At 70.6% G+C, this 16,509-nt stretch carries 12 protein-coding genes; 3 read left to right on the top strand and 9 right to left on the bottom strand.

Annotation, left to right across the window (positions count from 1 at the left end; translation table 11 throughout):
• Positions 1 to 29 precede the first annotated feature (29 nt).
• The 6 genes from ABZ208_RS12180 to ABZ208_RS12155 all read right to left on the bottom strand — a co-directional run bounded on the left by ABZ208_RS12180 (position 30) and on the right by ABZ208_RS12155 (position 9,484).
• Positions 30 to 1,589: an RNA polymerase sigma factor gene (locus ABZ208_RS12180; RefSeq protein WP_328395604.1), complete on the bottom strand. Its 1,560-nt coding sequence runs from the start codon at positions 1,587 to 1,589 to the stop codon at positions 30 to 32.
• 355 nt (positions 1,590 to 1,944) lie between these two features.
• Positions 1,945 to 2,832 carry a FadR/GntR family transcriptional regulator gene (locus ABZ208_RS12175; protein ID WP_356909392.1) on the bottom strand — a complete coding sequence of 296 codons (888 nt, stop codon included), beginning with the start codon at positions 2,830 to 2,832 and terminating at the stop codon, positions 1,945 to 1,947.
• Between the two features lie 159 nt (positions 2,833 to 2,991).
• On the bottom strand, positions 2,992 to 4,863 hold the full coding sequence (locus ABZ208_RS12170) for an ATP-binding cassette domain-containing protein (protein WP_356909391.1): 1,872 nt from the start codon (positions 4,861 to 4,863) through the stop codon (positions 2,992 to 2,994).
• A 149-nt stretch (positions 4,864 to 5,012) separates the two neighbouring features.
• Positions 5,013 to 5,777, bottom strand: a complete 765-nt coding sequence (locus ABZ208_RS12165) for an NUDIX domain-containing protein (protein WP_356909390.1) — start codon at positions 5,775 to 5,777, stop codon at positions 5,013 to 5,015.
• A gap of 98 nt (positions 5,778 to 5,875) precedes the next feature.
• Positions 5,876 to 7,783, bottom strand: coding sequence for a glycogen debranching N-terminal domain-containing protein (locus tag ABZ208_RS12160; RefSeq protein WP_356909454.1), 1,908 nt, complete (start codon positions 7,781 to 7,783; stop codon positions 5,876 to 5,878).
• A gap of 309 nt (positions 7,784 to 8,092) precedes the next feature.
• On the bottom strand, positions 8,093 to 9,484 hold the full coding sequence (locus ABZ208_RS12155) for a DUF4192 domain-containing protein (protein ID WP_356909389.1): 1,392 nt from the start codon (positions 9,482 to 9,484) through the stop codon (positions 8,093 to 8,095).
• A gap of 110 nt (positions 9,485 to 9,594) precedes the next feature.
• Here ABZ208_RS12155 and ABZ208_RS12150 point away from each other — a divergent pair, with 110 nt between their 5' ends.
• Positions 9,595 to 11,766: a RecQ family ATP-dependent DNA helicase gene (locus tag ABZ208_RS12150; RefSeq protein WP_356909388.1), complete on the top strand. Its 2,172-nt coding sequence runs from the start codon at positions 9,595 to 9,597 to the stop codon at positions 11,764 to 11,766.
• A 214-nt stretch (positions 11,767 to 11,980) separates the two neighbouring features.
• Complete coding sequence (locus ABZ208_RS12145; protein WP_356909387.1) at positions 11,981 to 12,610, top strand: hypothetical protein; 630 nt, start codon at positions 11,981 to 11,983, stop codon at positions 12,608 to 12,610.
• Between the two features lie 79 nt (positions 12,611 to 12,689).
• Here ABZ208_RS12145 and ABZ208_RS12140 read toward each other — a convergent pair whose 3' ends face one another.
• From ABZ208_RS12140 to ABZ208_RS12130, 3 genes are all read right to left on the bottom strand, one after another.
• Complete coding sequence (locus ABZ208_RS12140) at positions 12,690 to 13,307, bottom strand: hypothetical protein (RefSeq protein WP_356909386.1); 618 nt, start codon at positions 13,305 to 13,307, stop codon at positions 12,690 to 12,692.
• 83 nt (positions 13,308 to 13,390) lie between these two features.
• Positions 13,391 to 14,089, bottom strand: coding sequence for a ribonuclease HII (locus tag ABZ208_RS12135; RefSeq protein ID WP_356909385.1), 699 nt, complete (start codon positions 14,087 to 14,089; stop codon positions 13,391 to 13,393).
• Between the two features lie 73 nt (positions 14,090 to 14,162).
• Positions 14,163 to 14,789: a TetR/AcrR family transcriptional regulator gene (locus ABZ208_RS12130; protein WP_356909384.1), complete on the bottom strand. Its 627-nt coding sequence runs from the start codon at positions 14,787 to 14,789 to the stop codon at positions 14,163 to 14,165.
• Between the two features lie 121 nt (positions 14,790 to 14,910).
• Here ABZ208_RS12130 and ABZ208_RS12125 point away from each other — a divergent pair, with 121 nt between their 5' ends.
• Positions 14,911 to 16,464, top strand: a complete 1,554-nt coding sequence (locus ABZ208_RS12125; RefSeq protein WP_356909383.1) for an MFS transporter — start codon at positions 14,911 to 14,913, stop codon at positions 16,462 to 16,464.
• Positions 16,465 to 16,509: the final 45 nt, after the last annotated feature.

Genomic DNA, 16,509 nt, shown 5'->3' with positions numbered 1-16,509 from the left:
TTCACCGATGGATCGCTTGCGCCTGCGGCCTAGTCGAGGTAGTCGCGCAGCACCTGCGAACGCGACGGGTGACGCAGCTTCGACATGGTCTTGGACTCGATCTGGCGGATCCGCTCACGCGTCACGCCGTAGACCTTGCCGATCTCGTCCAGCGTCTTCGGCTGGCCGTCCGTGAGACCGAAGCGCATGGAGACCACGCCCGCCTCACGCTCGGACAGGGTGTCGAGCACCGAGTGCAGCTGTTCCTGGAGCAGTGTGAAGCTGACAGCGTCGGCCGGGACGACCGCCTCGGAGTCCTCGATGAGGTCACCGAACTCGCTGTCGCCGTCCTCGCCCAGCGGGGTGTGCAGCGAGATCGGCTCGCGGCCGTACTTCTGGACCTCGATGACCTTCTCCGGGGTCATGTCCAGCTCCTTGGCCAGCTCCTCCGGGGTGGGCTCGCGGCCCAGGTCCTGGAGCATCTGGCGCTGCACGCGCGCGAGCTTGTTGATGACCTCGACCATGTGCACCGGGATACGGATGGTGCGGGCCTGGTCGGCCATGGCGCGGGTGATCGCCTGCCGGATCCACCAGGTGGCGTACGTGGAGAACTTGTAGCCCTTGGTGTAGTCGAACTTCTCGACCGCGCGGATCAGGCCGAGGTTGCCTTCCTGGATCAGGTCCAGGAACAGCATGCCGCGGCCGGTGTAGCGCTTGGCCAGCGAGACCACCAGCCGGAGGTTGGCCTCCAGCAGGTGGTTCTTGGCGCGGCGGCCGTCCTCGGCAATGATCTCCAGCTCGCGCTTGAGCTTGGGGGCGAGCTTGTCGGAGTTCGCCAGCTTGTCCTCGGCGAACAGGCCCGCCTCGATGCGCTTGGCGAGCTCGACCTCCTGCTCGGCGTTGAGCAGCGGGACCTTGCCGATCTGCTTGAGGTAGTCCTTGACCGGGTCGGCGGTGGCGCCGGCGACGGCCACCTGCTGGGCAGGCGCGTCGTCCTCGTCGTCGTCGGACAGGACGAAGCCCTTGCTCTCGCCCTCGGCCTCTTCCTCGTCCCCCTTGCCGCCGGGCTGGACCTCATCGAGCAGCTCTTCGCCCTCGACAGCCTCGTCGGCGTCCTTCTTGCCCGCGGTCTTCTTCGCCGCGGTCTTCTTGGCAGCGGTCTTCTTCGCCACCGTCTTCTTGGCCACCGTCTTCTTGGCGGCCGTCTTCTTGGCAGGAGCGGTCGCCGTGGACTCATCGTCGGCCGGGACGTCGACGGACTCGGCCGCCGGCGCCGCGGTGGCCGCGACAGTCTGCGCCGTGGCGGTCTTGGCCGCGACGGTCTTGGTGGCGGTGCGCTTTGCCGGGCTCTTCGCTGCGACGCTCTTGCGGGCGCGCTTCGGCGACTCCGCTGCACTGACCATCAGCGTCACACCCTCTTCCTCGAGGATCTGGTTGAGGCTGCGCAGAACATTCTTCCACTGGGTTGGCGGAATCTGGTCAGCCTCGAAGGCCCGACGCACGTCATCGCCGGCGATCTGCCCATCAGCCTTTCCCCGCTCGATGAGCGCCATCACAGACTCGGACTCGGCGATCTCCGGCGGGAGCGTACGGGATGTGCTGGCCGACACGAACAACCTCTCGGAACGATGGAAAACGGCTTCCGGCCCCACCCATGAACGGGCCGGAGCCGACGACCACCGCGATGCGGATGAACCGGTGGCGCGGGCTGAGCCTCGGAGCTTCACAGCGCCGCCCATGGCGGCTGTATTCCCTCCTCGGCTGTCACCTCTTAGGTCATCGCGCTGCTCCGAGGAGTGTTACGCCCAATCCACGTGGCCCGAGTCACACCCCATATGGGGCATGACAGGCAAAACGAGGAAATACGCACAATCGTGTCGCCGGATCCCTGTGGAATCCGGCGACGCGCCGTGCGTACGCCCCCTCGGTCCCCGGCTGCGAGTGCCGGCCGGCCACGGTCGGGGGTCAGTGCTCGCGCGGGGCGGGCACCACCCGCTCCACCTCGGGGTGGGCGTTGAGCAACTGTCGCATGGAGGACTCTGCCGCGTGCGAGTCACCGGAGGCGAGGGCGTCGGCGATCCGGGCGTGGTGCGTGAGGGAGGCCTCGGTGGGGCGGTCACAGCCGGTGACCGGACCTCCGGAGACCTGGAGAGCCGCGCCGACGATCCCGGAGAGGTGCTCGAGCATGCGGTTGCCCGCGAGCTGGATGAGCAGGGAGTGGAACTCGGCGTCGGCCCGCGAGAAGGTGATCCCGTCACCCTGCGCAAGGGCATGATTCATGATCTCGACCATGTCCGCGAGGCGCTGCTGGACGTCTTCACGGCCGTGCCCTGCGGCCAGGCGTGCGGCGAGCGGCTCGATGGTCCAGCGCAGCTCGCTCAGCTCCCGGCGCTGGTCGTCACGCTGGGGACCGAAGGCCCGCCATTCGATGATGTCGGGGTCGAGGAGGTTCCAGTCGCTGACGGGGCGGACCCGGGTGCCGACATTGGGGCGGGCGCTCACGAGGCCCTTGGCCTCGAGGACACGCAGCGACTCGCGGACGACGGTGCGGGAGACCTCGAAGCGCTGGCCGATCTCCTCGGGCACCAGCGGGCGGTCGGCGCCCAGGTCCCCGGAAACGATCATCTGGCCGAGCTGCTGGACGAGTTGGCCGTGCAGTCCGCGGCCCCGGCTGCCCGCCGTGCGGCGGCCCACCCGGCCGAGCTCGGCATCGGATCCCTCCCACGAGGGCGGGCCGACGCGGTCGGCGCCGGACGACTCCGCGTAGGGGTATCGGTCGAGTTCGCCCGGACCGGCGAGGCCGGAATCGGCAGAGCGGGCGGCGGTCATCATGGTGTGCGCAAGGGTACTCACGCATCCTTTGTCGGCGCGGCCCACGGACCCCTTGAGGTCTTTGGTGAAAAGCACACGAAAGGGTGATCGGCGTCCACCCTGTAATTGACGCCTTATCGGAAAGAAACGAGCACCCTCACGGGAGTTGTGAACAGTTCACCGATTCCCGGTCGGCGGTGATCACCAACGCGCCCTGCGCCGAAGGCCGATGAGCAGAAACGCGCAGATCAGAACGGACAACGACAAGGCGAGGGCCGCTCCGACGGGTTGGGCCACGACCCGCGCGGCGGCCGCCGGCAAGTGGTCGGTCTGCTTCGGAAGCTGCATCCAGGCCAGTTCCCGCAGCCGGCCCGGAAGTCCGGCGATCGAACGGGCGGCCGGTACGACGAGCGCGCTCTCGACGAGCGGCGCGACAAGGATCGGTACGGCGAGCACGGCGGCGACTCCTGCTGCTGTGACACGGAAGATCCCGGCGGCCAGCAGCCCGGCCCAGGCGCATCCCACACAGAGCCCGCCCCAACCGACGACCAGAACCCTCCAGTTCCGTACGACGGGACTCGGATCCATCCCGTACACCAGACGGAGCGCCGCGGCATCGGCCACCACGACGAGGACCGCCAGCAGCAGGGCGGCGGCCGCGCTCACGGCAAGCTTGGCCAGCAGGAGAGCGAGGCGGCGGGGCACGGTGCCGCGCGTCGCGGCGAGAACCGGGTAGCGGAACTCCTCACCGAAGGAGAGCGCCCCGAGGAGCCCGGCGCACAGAGCGGCGGGCGGCAGTGGCAGGAACGGGGGCCAGGCGGCGTACACGCTCGGCTCCAGGACCGTGCCGGTGCGGGCGAGCAGCACGCACAGGGCGAGGGAGACGGCGAGGGAGGCCGCCGCGACGAGCGGGGCGGTCCGGGTGCCGAGGAGGCGGCGGAGTTCGTAGCGCAGCGGCCGTACGGGGCTCCGGGCAGGGCGCAGTTCCGATACGTCCTCGTCGCCCTGCACGGGCCGGGTCCACGGCTCCGCGGTCTCCGGTGCGGCATCGTCCGCCGCCTTGGACGCGGCCGCGGCGGAGCCGTTCTCCGGCACGGAAACGGCCAGGCTGCCGTCGTCCGGCACGGAAGCGGCCACGCAACGGTCGTCCCGCACGGAGGCGGAAACGGCATCGGGCGCAGCGCTACGTGTCCGGGCGGGGCCCGTGTCGCCGACCTCGTCGGTGAGCCGGTGGACCAGTACGCCGTGGCGGAACGCGGTCTCGCCGATCTCGGCGCAACTGCTGCCATAGACGGACAGCAGGCTGCTGCTCTCGGCGACCACCTCGACCGAACGCCGGTCCACTCGCGCCTCGCGGCTGAGGACCGCGGAGAGACGTGCGGCGTGCGGCGTCCGGACGGCGACGCGGGGGCGGAGCCTGGTACGCGCGAAGTCCGCGACGTCCTGGTCCGCGACAAGGCGGCCGTCCTGGATCGTGACGACGCGGTCGGCGACCCGGGCGGCCTCCTTGGGGTCGCTGGTGGTGCACAGGACGGTGCCGCCCTGGGAGGCATGGCTTCGCAGTAGTCCCGACAACCAACTGCTGTCGCCCGGCGAGAGGCCTTTGGACGGCTCGTCGAGGAGCAGTGACTGCGGATCGCCCAACAGAGCGGCGGCGAGGCCGAGTCTGCGGTCCATGCCCACGGACAGCAGGCCCAGTCGATGCTCGCCGAGCCCTGCAAGTCCGACGACGTCGATCAGCTCGTCGGCGCGGGCCGCGGGCACGCCGGCGACCGCGCTCAGCATGCGCAACTGGCCGCGGACGGAACGGGCGGGGTGGCCGGGTACATCGCCGAGCAGCACCCCGACCTCCCTTGCCGGATTCGCGACGTGATGCAGGGGGCGGCCGCGGAAGTAGGTGACACCTCGGCCGGACCTGAGCCCGAGCATCAGCCGCAGCGCCGTGGTCTTTCCGGAGCCCGGCGGGCCCAGCAGTGCCGTGACGGCACCGGACCGGGCTTCGAAGGAGAGGTCGTCAACCGCGGGCGGCCGGTCTCTGCGGGGGATGCCGGTGAGTCCGACGGCCTGGATCATCGCTTCCCTCGCCTCTCTCCCGGAAGGTGGGACCGCTCAGCGGCAGCACGGGTACCGCAGCACGATAACGCGACATTTCAGACTTTTTGCGCAGCGGTCAAGTGCCCGGGTGTCAGAGGTCCGGCGCCGTGAGTTTCCGGCGGAGTGCTTCAGACCTCAGGGCGCAGCATCGGCGGATTGAGGACCGTGGCCCCGCCGGCCCGGAACAGCTGGGCGGGACGGCCTCCCTGGCGGGTGGTGGTGCCGCCGGCGGGGACGAGGAAGCCCGGAGTGCCCGTCACCTTGCGGTGGAAGTTACGGGGGTCGAGAGCGACGCCCCACACCGCCTCGTACACCCTCCGCAGCTCGCCGACCGTGAACTCGGGCGGGCAGAAGGCGGTGGCCAGGGAGGAGTACTCAATCTTGGAACGAGCCCGTTCCACTCCGTCCGCCAGGATCCGCGCATGATCGAACGCGAGCGGTCCGTGCTGCTCGTCCTCGCGCACCACGCCGTTCTCCTGGCCGAGGAGATCCTCGACAGGAGCCCAGCGCGCACTGTTCGCGTCCCCGCCCGCGCGAGGGGCCGGCAGGTCGGGGGCGAGCACGAGATGCGCGACGCTCACCACCCGCATCCGCGGGTCGCGCTTGGGGTCGCCATATGTCGCAAGCTGTTCCAGATGCGCGCCGTTTCCCGGTGCCGGGGATGCCGGGTCGTGTGCACACAGCCCGGTCTCCTCGGCAAGCTCGCGCGCCGCCGCTGCCGCCAGATCCTCGTCACCCCGGACAAAGCCTCCCGGCAGCGCCCACCTGCCCTGGAACGGAGGCTCCCCACGGCGCACAACGAGCGCACAGAGCGCATGACGGCGCACGGTGAGCACGACCAGATCGACAGTGACGGCGAAGGGCGGAAAGGCCGACGGGTCGTAGGGCGACATGCCGCGATCATAGTCGTCTGCCTGACGATAAACACAGCCTTCGCCACCTGCGGCGACTCTTTTGGGCCCGTGCGCCCCGGCGTTGCGGCCGCGCCGGCTCACACCCCCAGCTGCAGCCCTTCTGCCGCCTGCTCCACCACGGCGAGCCCCCGCCTGCTGATCCGCACGGCGAACGGCTCCCCGGCCACCCGCAGCCCGGAGATCTGTACGGCTCCGAGCGGCACGCAGCGGATGGGCCGCAGCGCAACCATGCGGGCAGGAGCGTCCGGGCGGATCCCGGCGAGCGCGGTCAGCAGAAGGAGCGCACAGGCGGCGGCCACTGCCGCCGGCCGGCACGCCGCGGGATGCGGCACCGGCACACCGTCCGCCGTGCGCTGCCGGCCCGCGTACATCTCGGGCAGGCGGTTACCGAACGCCTCGGACGCGTCGACAAGACCGCGCACCAGGGACGACGCCTCCTTCTCGTGGCCGGCGGCGGCCAGTCCCGCCACGGCGACAGCGGTCTCATGCACCCGCACGGCTCCGGACCGGTGCCCGAAGGGGTTGTGCCCGGGTTCTCCGGTGCCGAGGCTGCGCAGACCCCAGCCGCTGTCGAGTGCCGGCCCGCCCAGCAGCCGGGCGAGTTGCTCGGTCCGGTCCTTGTCCAGCAATCCGGCGGCCGACCGACCGCCGCCCACCAGCCCTGTGTCGAGGAGATGAGCGGCGCTGCTTCCGAGCAGCGACAGCGGTCGGCCGCCGGGCAGCCTGGCCGCCAAGGGACGGCCTCCGGTGCGGTCGTCGATCCAGAAGTCCTCCTGGAAGCGGTCTCTCAGCGCACCGGCCCACTGCCGCCAGTCCTCGGCCCCGGGACGGCCGGTGGCCTCCAGCACATCCGCACCGAGGATCGCGGCCCGGTGCGCGTGCGCCTGGGTGTCGGAGCGCAGTACACCCGCCGCGCCGGGTTCGGGAAGCAGTCCCTCGTCGCCCGCAGCCTGCCGCAGCCATTGCAGACAACGCTCCGCCGCCGGTACGAGCTCCGTGAACTCTTGCTCGGGCATCCCCCAGCGCCAGGCCTCAGCCAGGACCGCGGGGAAGGCGAGGGTCGCTTCCATGCCTGTACAGCTCGGCGGAAGATGCGGGCCCGCGTCCCGCAACGGTCCGGGGATCCGGCCGAAATCCGGCCCCTGGACCGAGAGTTGGGTACGGGCGAGCATGCGCAGGGTGGTTGCGGCCAGCCGGGTGGAGAGCGGCAGCGCCATCCGCACGGCCCACAGCGCCTCTGCCGGCGCGGATCCACACCGCCACGGTGCGCCTGCGCCGGGGAAGATGTCGGCGGGGTGGGAGGGGTCGCGGATCAGCAGTGCTCGCAGATCGCCCAGCGCGGTGCCGAGCAGTGCGGGCAGTCTGCGGTCGTCGCCCGCCGCCAGTGCTTCCGGCAGGAACCTGTCGGCTGCTCGGCCGGCCCGGCTGAGGGGGCGGTCACGCTCGGTCCTGTCGGACGTCACGCGCAGTTCGATGGTCTGGGTGGTGCCCGGCAGCAGCACCAGCTCCCATCGCAACAGTCCGGCCGAGGCAAGGGCGTCGTGCGGCGACGGATCGGCGGTGACGACGGCGTGGCCGCCGTCGTCCGTCGACCAGCGCAGTCCCGATTCATGGACGCTGGCGGCCAGTTCCGGCCCGGACCGGCCGGCGGTGACGGAGCCGAGCTCGGCGAGGTCTGTGCCGAGCGCCACCTCCACGGGGAGCTTGAGCGGCTGGGCCGCAAAGCTGCGCAGCGTGATCCGTTCCGTTCCCAGGGCGTCGCGCATCCGCTCCACGGATACGTCCGGATCGGGTACGCCGTCGGCCGAGGTACGGACGACGGCCACGAACGTCGCGCGGTCCGGTGAGACCAACCTTCCCTGAACCAGGGTTGGTTCACACCCGGAGATCCGCAACTGACTGCGGGAGAGCAATCGCCGGCCCGAGTGGTAGACACCCGCGATCCCATGGCCGTCGAGCTGGCCGTCCTCCGGCAGGATCGCCATGCAGGGCAGGGCGACGCAGATGATCGTGCGGTGCACCGGCGGAGCATCGGCGGGCCGCCCCGGCGCCGGCAGCGGCCTCCGTCCTGCCGGATCCCCACGACCGGGTCCGGGCCGGATGGGCTGTCGGATCTGAGCGGAGAGCGGTCGGCGAGGTGCGGTGGGGGCCATGCGTGATCTGCGCCTTCCGTGCACTTCGAGCAGCCGCCGCAGGACGGGCGGCACGGGTCGGTCGACACCGCCACGACGATGAACGTCGGCACCCCTGCCCGAGTCACGCATCGCCTGGCCGAGGCCCCGCGGGTCATGCCATCACCACCCGTCCCGGCCACCGCGCTGCCCGCCGTGCCTGCCCGAACGCATACCGGCGCGGGCACGCGTCCGAGCGGCGGCGGCACCGGGACGAGTCCGGACCGACGCGCGTTGCCGCTTTGCGGCCGACGCGCGCACCCGCCGGGGACGCCGGCGCGTGGCGCCCGGGAGGGTGAGCGTCGGGAAGGCTCCGGAAGGACCTGGGGAGCCGGTGGGGACAGCAATGTCCGGGGTACCAGGCGCGTCAGGGACCGCGGCGCAGGGCTGCTCATCGCGTGTCCGGCGCAGACAGCTGCGCAGCGTCTCCGGATCCAGCCCCTCGTTGCAGACCTGGTGCAGCAGTCGCGCAAACACGTACTCAGGATCGGCGCGCAGCGCGAGTCCGAGTGCGACCCGTGCGCCGGGCTCGTCACCGGTCGACCAGGAGACCCAGCCGGCAAGGGTGAGCGGAGCCGCCGCGTGCTCGAAGTAGGCACCGCTGCATCGCCGCGACAAGGCGCGCCACAGGCGCAGTGCGGCCGGTGCCTCGGGTCCTTCCATCCACTCCGCCGCCCGGTCCCGGGTCTCCCGGTCCTGCAGACCGAGGATCACCAGGGCAGCCTCGCGGGGTGTGACCAGCCTGTCGTCCGCGACGTCGGCCGCTGCCCCTTCGCCCGCTAGCGGCGTGGAAGCCATCCGTTCGACCAGTTTCCGGGCAAGCTCGAGCGTCTCCACCGCGACCTGCCGCCTGCCCTGCTCTTCGAGGATCCTCGGCACCAGCGCCGCACCCGCGTCGTCCAGAGCCTGGATCTGCTCCTGGGCGACGGACGCGGCCGCCGGCGCGAACCGTCCCTCCAACTCCTTCAGGCTCCCGCGCACTTGAATCCCCGCGTAGGCGGCAGCGGCGGCCATCACCGAGGTGCCGGGCAGCGCCAGGGGGGTGCCTTCGGGCGAGCAGCACCGCGCATCGGGGCAGCAGTAGGACCAGCAGCGCCCGTCGGAGATGCACAGCGCCTCGTACACGGGCACGTCGAGGGCACCGCACGCTGTGCGCAGCCGCTGGGCGAGCGGACGCAGCCGCTCCATGACCTGCAGCCCCGTCTCCTCGCCGGCCGGGTCCTGGCAGAGGAAGACGACGATGCCGTCGGGTCGCGAGCCGCGGCGCTCACAGCCGTGGATCAGGCACTCGGCAAGCTGCCCGGCCACGGGTTGCCATTCGCGCGGCGAGCGCGGAATACCGAGCCGCAGCCGCCCGCCGAAGCGGCCGTGGTCACCGTGCAGGGCGACGAGCACGATGGAATCGTTCGGATGGAAACCCATCATGTACGGCAGGGCATCGGCCAGTTCGGCGGGGCCGCGCAGGGTGATCTGCTGGTCGGTGCCGGGGCCGCTGGGGTCGTGGTGCTGATTCATGGCACGACGGTCTCGCGCGGAACCCGACTGCGCGACCCCTGTGGATATCGTTATCCACAGGCTCACGCCCGCGTTCGCGCATTGTCGGTGCCATCAGGTTGCATGGGGGCATGACCAACCCAGACCCCGCAGAGCTCAGAGCATCCGCCGACTCCGTACTCGCCCGTCTCGTCTCCGACGGGTCGGGCACCGCCCGGCTGCGTGAGGATCAGTGGCGGGCGATCGAGGCGCTCGTCGCCGACAAGCGCCGAGCGCTTGTCGTGCAGCGGACGGGCTGGGGCAAGTCCGCGGTCTACTTCGTCGCGACCTCGCTGCTCAGGGCCCGGGGTGCGGGACCGACCGTGATCGTCTCTCCGCTGCTCGCGCTCATGCGCAACCAGGTGGAGGCTGCGGCGCGGGCCGGCATCCACGCCCGGACGATCAATTCCTCCAACGCCGAGGAGTGGGACACCATCCAGGCCGAGGTGGCCGCGGGCGAGGTGGATGTGCTGCTCGTCAGTCCCGAGCGGCTGAACAACCCCGATTTCCGTGACCAGGTGCTCCCGAAGCTGGCCGCGGCCACGGGTCTGCTGGTGGTGGACGAGGCCCACTGCATCTCCGACTGGGGTCATGACTTCCGGCCGGACTACCGCAGGCTGCGCACGATGCTGGCCGAGCTGCCCGCAGGCGTCCCGGTCCTTGCCACCACGGCCACCGCCAATGCGCGGGTCACGGCGGACGTGGCCGAGCAGCTGGGCACGGGAGCGGGCACGGACGCCCTGGTGCTGCGCGGTCCGCTCGACCGGGAGAGCCTCAGCCTGGGTGTGCTCCGGCTTCCCGACGCCGCGAACCGCCTTGCCTGGCTCGCCGACCATCTCGGCGAACTGCCCGGCTCAGGGATCATCTACACACTGACGGTCGCGGCGGCCGAGGAGGTCACCGCGTATCTGCGCCAGTGCGGACACACGGTGGCTTCGTACACAGGTCGTACGGAGAACGCCGACCGGCAGCAGGCGGAAGAGGACCTGCTCGCGAACCGGGTGAAGGCGCTGGTCGCCACCTCCGCCTTGGGGATGGGCTTCGACAAGCCCGACCTCGGTTTTGTCGTGCACATGGGCTCACCCTCCTCCCCCATCGCCTACTACCAGCAGGTGGGTCGGGCGGGCCGTGGAGTGGAACACGCCGAAGTGCTGTTGCTCCCGGGCAAGGAGGACGAGGCGATCTGGCAGTACTTCGCCTCGGTCGCCTTCCCGCCCGAGGAGCTCGTGCGCCGCACCCTGGACGTGCTGGCCCGTTCGGACAGGCCGCTGTCGCTGCCCGCCCTGGAGCCCCTCGTCGAGCTGCGGCGTACGCGTCTGGAGACCATGCTCAAGGTGCTGGACGTGGACGGCGCGGTGCGCCGGGTCAAGGGCGGCTGGACCGCCACGGGACAGCCATGGACCTACGACGCGGAGCGGTACGCGTGGGTGGCGCGGCAGCGCGAGTCCGAGCAGCAGGCGATGCGGGACTACACACGGTCCACCTCGTGCCGGATGGAGTTTCTGCGGCGTCAACTGGACGACGAGGAGGCAGCTCCGTGCGGACGGTGTGACAACTGCTCAGGTGCGCGTTTCAGCGACAAGGTGTCGGCGGCCGCGCTGGACGCCGCACGAGGGGAGTTGGGCCGTCCGGGCGTCGTTGTGGAGCCGCGCAAGATGTGGCCCACGGGGCTCGCGGCCGTCGGTGTCAGTCTCAAGGGCCGCATTCCGGAAGGCGAGCAGTCGTTCTCCGGGCGGGCACTGGGGCGACTCTCGGACATCGGCTGGGGCAACCGGCTTCGGCCGATGCTCGCCGCGCACGCATCGGACGCGCCGGTCCCTGACGACATGATGGGCGCGGTGGTGACCGTGCTCGCCGACTGGGCGAAGGGTCCAGGCGGCTGGGCCTCCGGAGAATCCGACGCGCCACCGCGACCGGTCGGTGTCGTCACCGTCGCTTCCCGCAGCAGGCCCCGCCTGGTCGGATCGCTCGGCGGCCGGATCTCCGAGGTCGGCCGGATGCCGCTGCTGGGCAGTGTCGAGTACGTGTCCGAGGCCTCGGACGTGCAGACATCACGCACCAACAGCGCACAGCGCGTGCGGGCGCTGCATGAATCGTTCGCCGTGCCGCCGGAGCTGGCCGCTGCGCTGTCCGCCGCCGACGGCCCGGTGCTGCTGGTCGACGACTACGCGGACAGCGGCTGGACGTTGGCAGTCGCTGCACGGCTGCTGCGCAGAGCGGGCGCGAAGGGGGTGTTTCCGCTGGTCCTCGCCGTTCAGACCTGACGCCAGGGTCAGTTGGGCCTGCAGGACAGGGATATCAGCGTCATACCCGCCGATTCTTGCCGGTCATGCCAAATTGCTCGTTGCCGCATTCCCATGCGGCAGGAACAATTGGGGCTGCTCCCCCGCACGGCCCGTTCGGGTCCTGAAGGGCCTTGCCGTGGCGCGCCCTCACCCGACCCTGCCCGCACGTGGGCGCGTATGCGAAGGGAGGAACGTGACCTTCGGATTCGCTCCGTCCTCAGCCACTTCGTTCACCACACCGGCGAACTCCGCGAACCGCCTCGCCAGGATGCTCGAGCCAGCCGAGTGGGCTGCGGCAGGTATCCCGCTCCTGGGCAACCCGCGCGAGGTGGTCAGTGCGCTGCACACGCGGCATCACCCCAAGCCCTCGACGGCTGTCGTCGCCGTGCTCGACCACGAGGAACGACTCGCCGCCAGCGCCTCGTTCTCCCGGCATTCCGCGCCGGCGGACGGCTGGGAGCTGCGCAATGCGCTGCTGGCACACCTGCGCCGCGTCATCCCGCACGACCTGCGCCGCCGCACACCGGTGCGGACGGCCGTGCTGCTCTACTGCCGTGAAGGCGACGAACGCTGGACGGAGGAGGACGGTGCGTGGATGTGGGGGCTGCGGGACGCCTGCACCCTGCATGGGCTGCGCTGCGGCGCGTACATCACGCTGACGAGTGACGGCTGGCAGGTGCTGGGCGAAGGCCGTGGCGGCCGCCGGCCCAGCTCGATGTCGATGCCGGGGCATCCGGCCGACGCCATGGCAGAGGCGGATGCGCTGCCCCTGCGTACCGCGAGTGGTGCCGCCGACGCCCTTCGGCGCACGGCAGCCCGCTGAAGGACGTCATCCACCGGCTGCCCACGACATGGGCAGCCGGGTCACGACCGGACCGTCGGGTCCGTACCGGCAGGACGGCTCAGACGCCGATGCCGAGCACGGCGCTGATCCACTTGGGGTCACCGCACACGATCAGCAGCGCGCCGGCCTTCTGCATGGCGGCCGGCAGCGCGTGGGCAGCCGCGCCGTCCGGGCCCCCGTTGAGCGCGACCACCACGACGGGCCGGGACGAGGCGCGCCCCAGAGCGGCGGCGTCCGCGTAGAAGACATCGTCGCGGGCATCGTGCTGGGCCCAGTAGGCAGTCTCGCCGAAGGACAGCTCGTGAGCTGCCCATGGGTGCTGCTCACCGGTCGTCAGCACCAGCACGTCGCCCGGGGCACGGCCGGTGTCGAGCAGCAGGTCGACCGCCTCGCCGGCGGCGTCGAGCGCGCCGTCCGCGGGAGCGGGAATCACCTGAACCTGCGGCCCGGAACGATTCTCCGGCCGGGACGGCTGGGGCTTCGCGGCAGCCACGTGGGTGCGCTGCGCGGGGGGCGTGGGCCGGGCCGGGCCGGGGCCCGGGTGTCCGGGACGCGGCGAGGCCGCGGAACGCGGACCGGGTACGGGACGAGGGGTCGGCGCGGTACGGCCTGCGGCCGGAACGCGGGGACCCTGGGCACTCTCGTGAATCTGAGGCTCCTCGGGTATGAGAGGCATGAGTTGATATCTATCAAACGTCGGTGCGGATGGCATCGGCGGGTGGGCACATAAGCGCGACCGTGCTGCCGGCAAGGGTGAGTTCAGAAGTCGAAGCCGAGCTGGCCCCCGCTTTCCAGTGCGGCCGCCTCCGGCGAGATCCGGACCTTCTTGAGGTGCCGCCACTGGGGCAGCGCATCGAGATAGGACCACGAGAGCCGGTGGTACGGGGTGGGGCCCAGCGTCCGGAGTGCCGCCTTGTGCACGGGCGAGGGGTAGCCGGCATTCTCCGCGAAGGCGAAATCTGCGCACTCCAGCAGCTCCGCCATCATGGCGTCCCTGCGCACCTTGGCGATGACCGACGCGGCGGCCACCGCGACACACGACTGGTCACCCTTGATCACTGTACGGACCAGCCACGGCGCACCGAGGTAGTCGTGCTTGCCGTCCAGAATCACGGCGTCCGGACGGACCGGCAGACCGTCCAGCGCGCGGACGGCGGCGAGCCGCAGTGCCGCGGTCATTCCGAGCTCGTCGATCTCCTCGGGTGAGGCGTGTCCGAGGGCATGCGCGGTGACCCAGGACTCCAACTGTCCTGCCAGTTCCGTACGGCGCTTGGGACTGATCAGCTTGGAATCGGTGAGCCCGACCGGGGGTCGGCGCAGTCCGGTGATCGCCGCGCACACTGTTACCGGCCCTGCCCAGGCCCCGCGACCGACCTCGTCCACGCCTGCAACGATCTTGGCGCCGGTGGTGGCCCGGATCGAGCGCTCGACTGTGTGGGTGGGTGGTTCGTACGGCATGGCGCCAGCAAGCGTACGCCGCCGGACCCCACCCGCGACAACCGGATTCCGGTCATGGGCGGCGCAGCGTCGATCAGCCGTTGCGCGGGCTGAGCAGCGGAACCATCACCTGATCGATCATGTCGGCGACGTCCTGGTCCGGCCATTCGCTGCCGCACACCTTGGAGCGGTACATCATCAGGCCCGGGATCACGTCGAAGACCAGGTCCCCGGCGGCATCGGGACGCACGTCCCCGCGCATCACCCCGCGGCGCACCACGTCCTGAAGCAGCCGGGTGAACGGCTCCACAACGCGATTGAAGATCACCCCCTGGAAGCGCTGCGCGCTCGCCGTGTCACATTCGTGAAGGACCGATCGCAGCGCGATGCCGGTGGGGGAGAACATGGCGTCACGCACTCGGAGGCAGAGCTGCAGAAGATCCTCACGGATTCCTCCGTGGTCGGGCGCCTGGTCGAGTACCGGCAGTCCGGCCTCGAGAGCGTCCGCGACAAGATCCTGCTTCGACGGCCAGCGGCGGTAGACGGCAGCCTTCCCCGTCTGCGCGCCGGCGGCGACGCGTTCCATCGTCAGCCCGCTCCATCCGACCGTGCTCAGCTGCTCCAGGGCGGCATCGAGGATCGCGCGTTCCAGTACGGCTCCGCGACGGCGCAGCGAGGCCGGGGGCGTCTCGGCGGCTGCTGTCGAGCGCGAAGTGGCCATGGTCATCTCTCCGTTGGGGACAGGACACCTAGTGAACGCTTGCGTTCACAGGCAGGGACTCTCTACGGTTGACGGGACAGTGAACGCCTACGTTCACTAATTCGTTTGTGGGGGACTCATCGTGACAACTTCTCAGTTAACAGCTCCAAGCAGTCCGGGGGCGGCCCGCAGGCAGGGGCGGCCGGGCATTGCGCTTGCCGTCATCGCCGCCCTGCAGCTCATGGTGGTCCTCGACACAACGATTGTGAATATCGCCCTTCCGCATATCCAAGGGGCGCTCGAGTTCACCACGACCCAGCTGTCCTGGGTGGTCAACGCCTACACACTGACCTTCGGCGGACTGCTGCTGCTCGGCGGCAGAGCCGGTGACATACTCGGCCGCCGCCGGGTGTTCATATCCGGCGTCCTGCTCTTCACCCTCGCCTCGCTGCTGTGCGGCTTGGCCCAGGAACCGTGGCAGATACTGGCGGCCCGGGCGCTCCAGGGCGTGGGTGGAGCCATCGCATCGCCGACCGCGCTCGCGCTCATCACCACCACATTCCGCGAAGGCCCGGAACGAAACCGCGCCTTCGGCATCTTCGCCGCGGTCTCCGCCAGTGGCGCGGCGATCGGACTGCTGGCCGGCGGCATGCTCACCGAGTGGCTGGACTGGCGCTGGGTGTTCTACGTGAATCTCCCGATCGGCGTCCTGATCGCGGCGCTCGCGCCGGTGTTCATCAACGAGTCCGAGCGGCACTCCGGCCGGTTCGATGTGGCCGGCGCACTCACCTCGACGGCCGGGATGGCGTCCCTGGTCTACGGATTCATCCGGGCCTCCGAGGACGGCTGGGGCGACAGCCTGACCCTCGGCGCCTTCGCCGCCGCGACGGTCCTTCTCACCGCGTTCGTACTCACCGAGCGGCGGGCGCGGGAGCCGATCACGCCGCTGCGCATGTTCGCCGACCGGAACCGTTCGGGCACCTATGTGATCATGATGAGCCTCGCCGCGGCGATGTTCGGCATGTTCTTCTTCATCGTGCTGTTCGTGCAGAACGTACTGGACTACAGCCCCATCGACGCCGGTCTTGCATTTCTGCCGGTCACCGTGATGATCGTGACCGCTGCGGGAATCTCCTCGAGACTGCTGCCGGTGTTCGGCCCCAAGCCGTTCCTCACAGCGGGCGCCCTGCTCGCCGGGAGCGGGATGGCCTGGCTGACCGTGATCGATCCGGACAGCTCGTATGCGGGCGCGGTGCTGGGACCGATGCTGCTCTTCGGCTTCGGCATGGGCCTGGTGTTCGTGACCGCGACACTCACCGCGGTGTCGGGTGTGGCGCAGCACGAGTCGGGAGCGGCCTCCAGTCTGCTCAACGCCACACAGATGGTCGGTGGTTCCCTGGGACTGTCGATTCTCATGACGGTTTTCACCACCGCCGGCCGCGAAGAAACCGCACGCCAACTGCCCTCGTTCCTTACCGAGTCGACCCCGGCTCAACAGGAGCAGTTCGCCACGACGCATGAACTCCCGCCGCCGTGGGGCCATCAGGTGCTCGCCGAGGGCATCGCCACGGCGTTCTGGGCCGGCGTGGGCCTGGTCGGCCTGGCCGTCCTGACCGCGCTGTTCGTCATGCGGGTACGCGCGAGCGACCTGGAGGCACTCAGCGGGACAGCGGGCGCGGGCGGCCCGGCCTCGTAGCCGCAGCTGCCTGGGTACGGGCCGGCGCGAGGGGACGGCCCGTAC

Source organism: Streptomyces sp. NPDC006208 (assembly GCF_040613775.1).
Taxonomy (GTDB): domain Bacteria; phylum Actinomycetota; class Actinomycetes; order Streptomycetales; family Streptomycetaceae; genus Streptomyces.
This window is presented reverse-complemented; position numbering and strand designations above follow the sequence as displayed.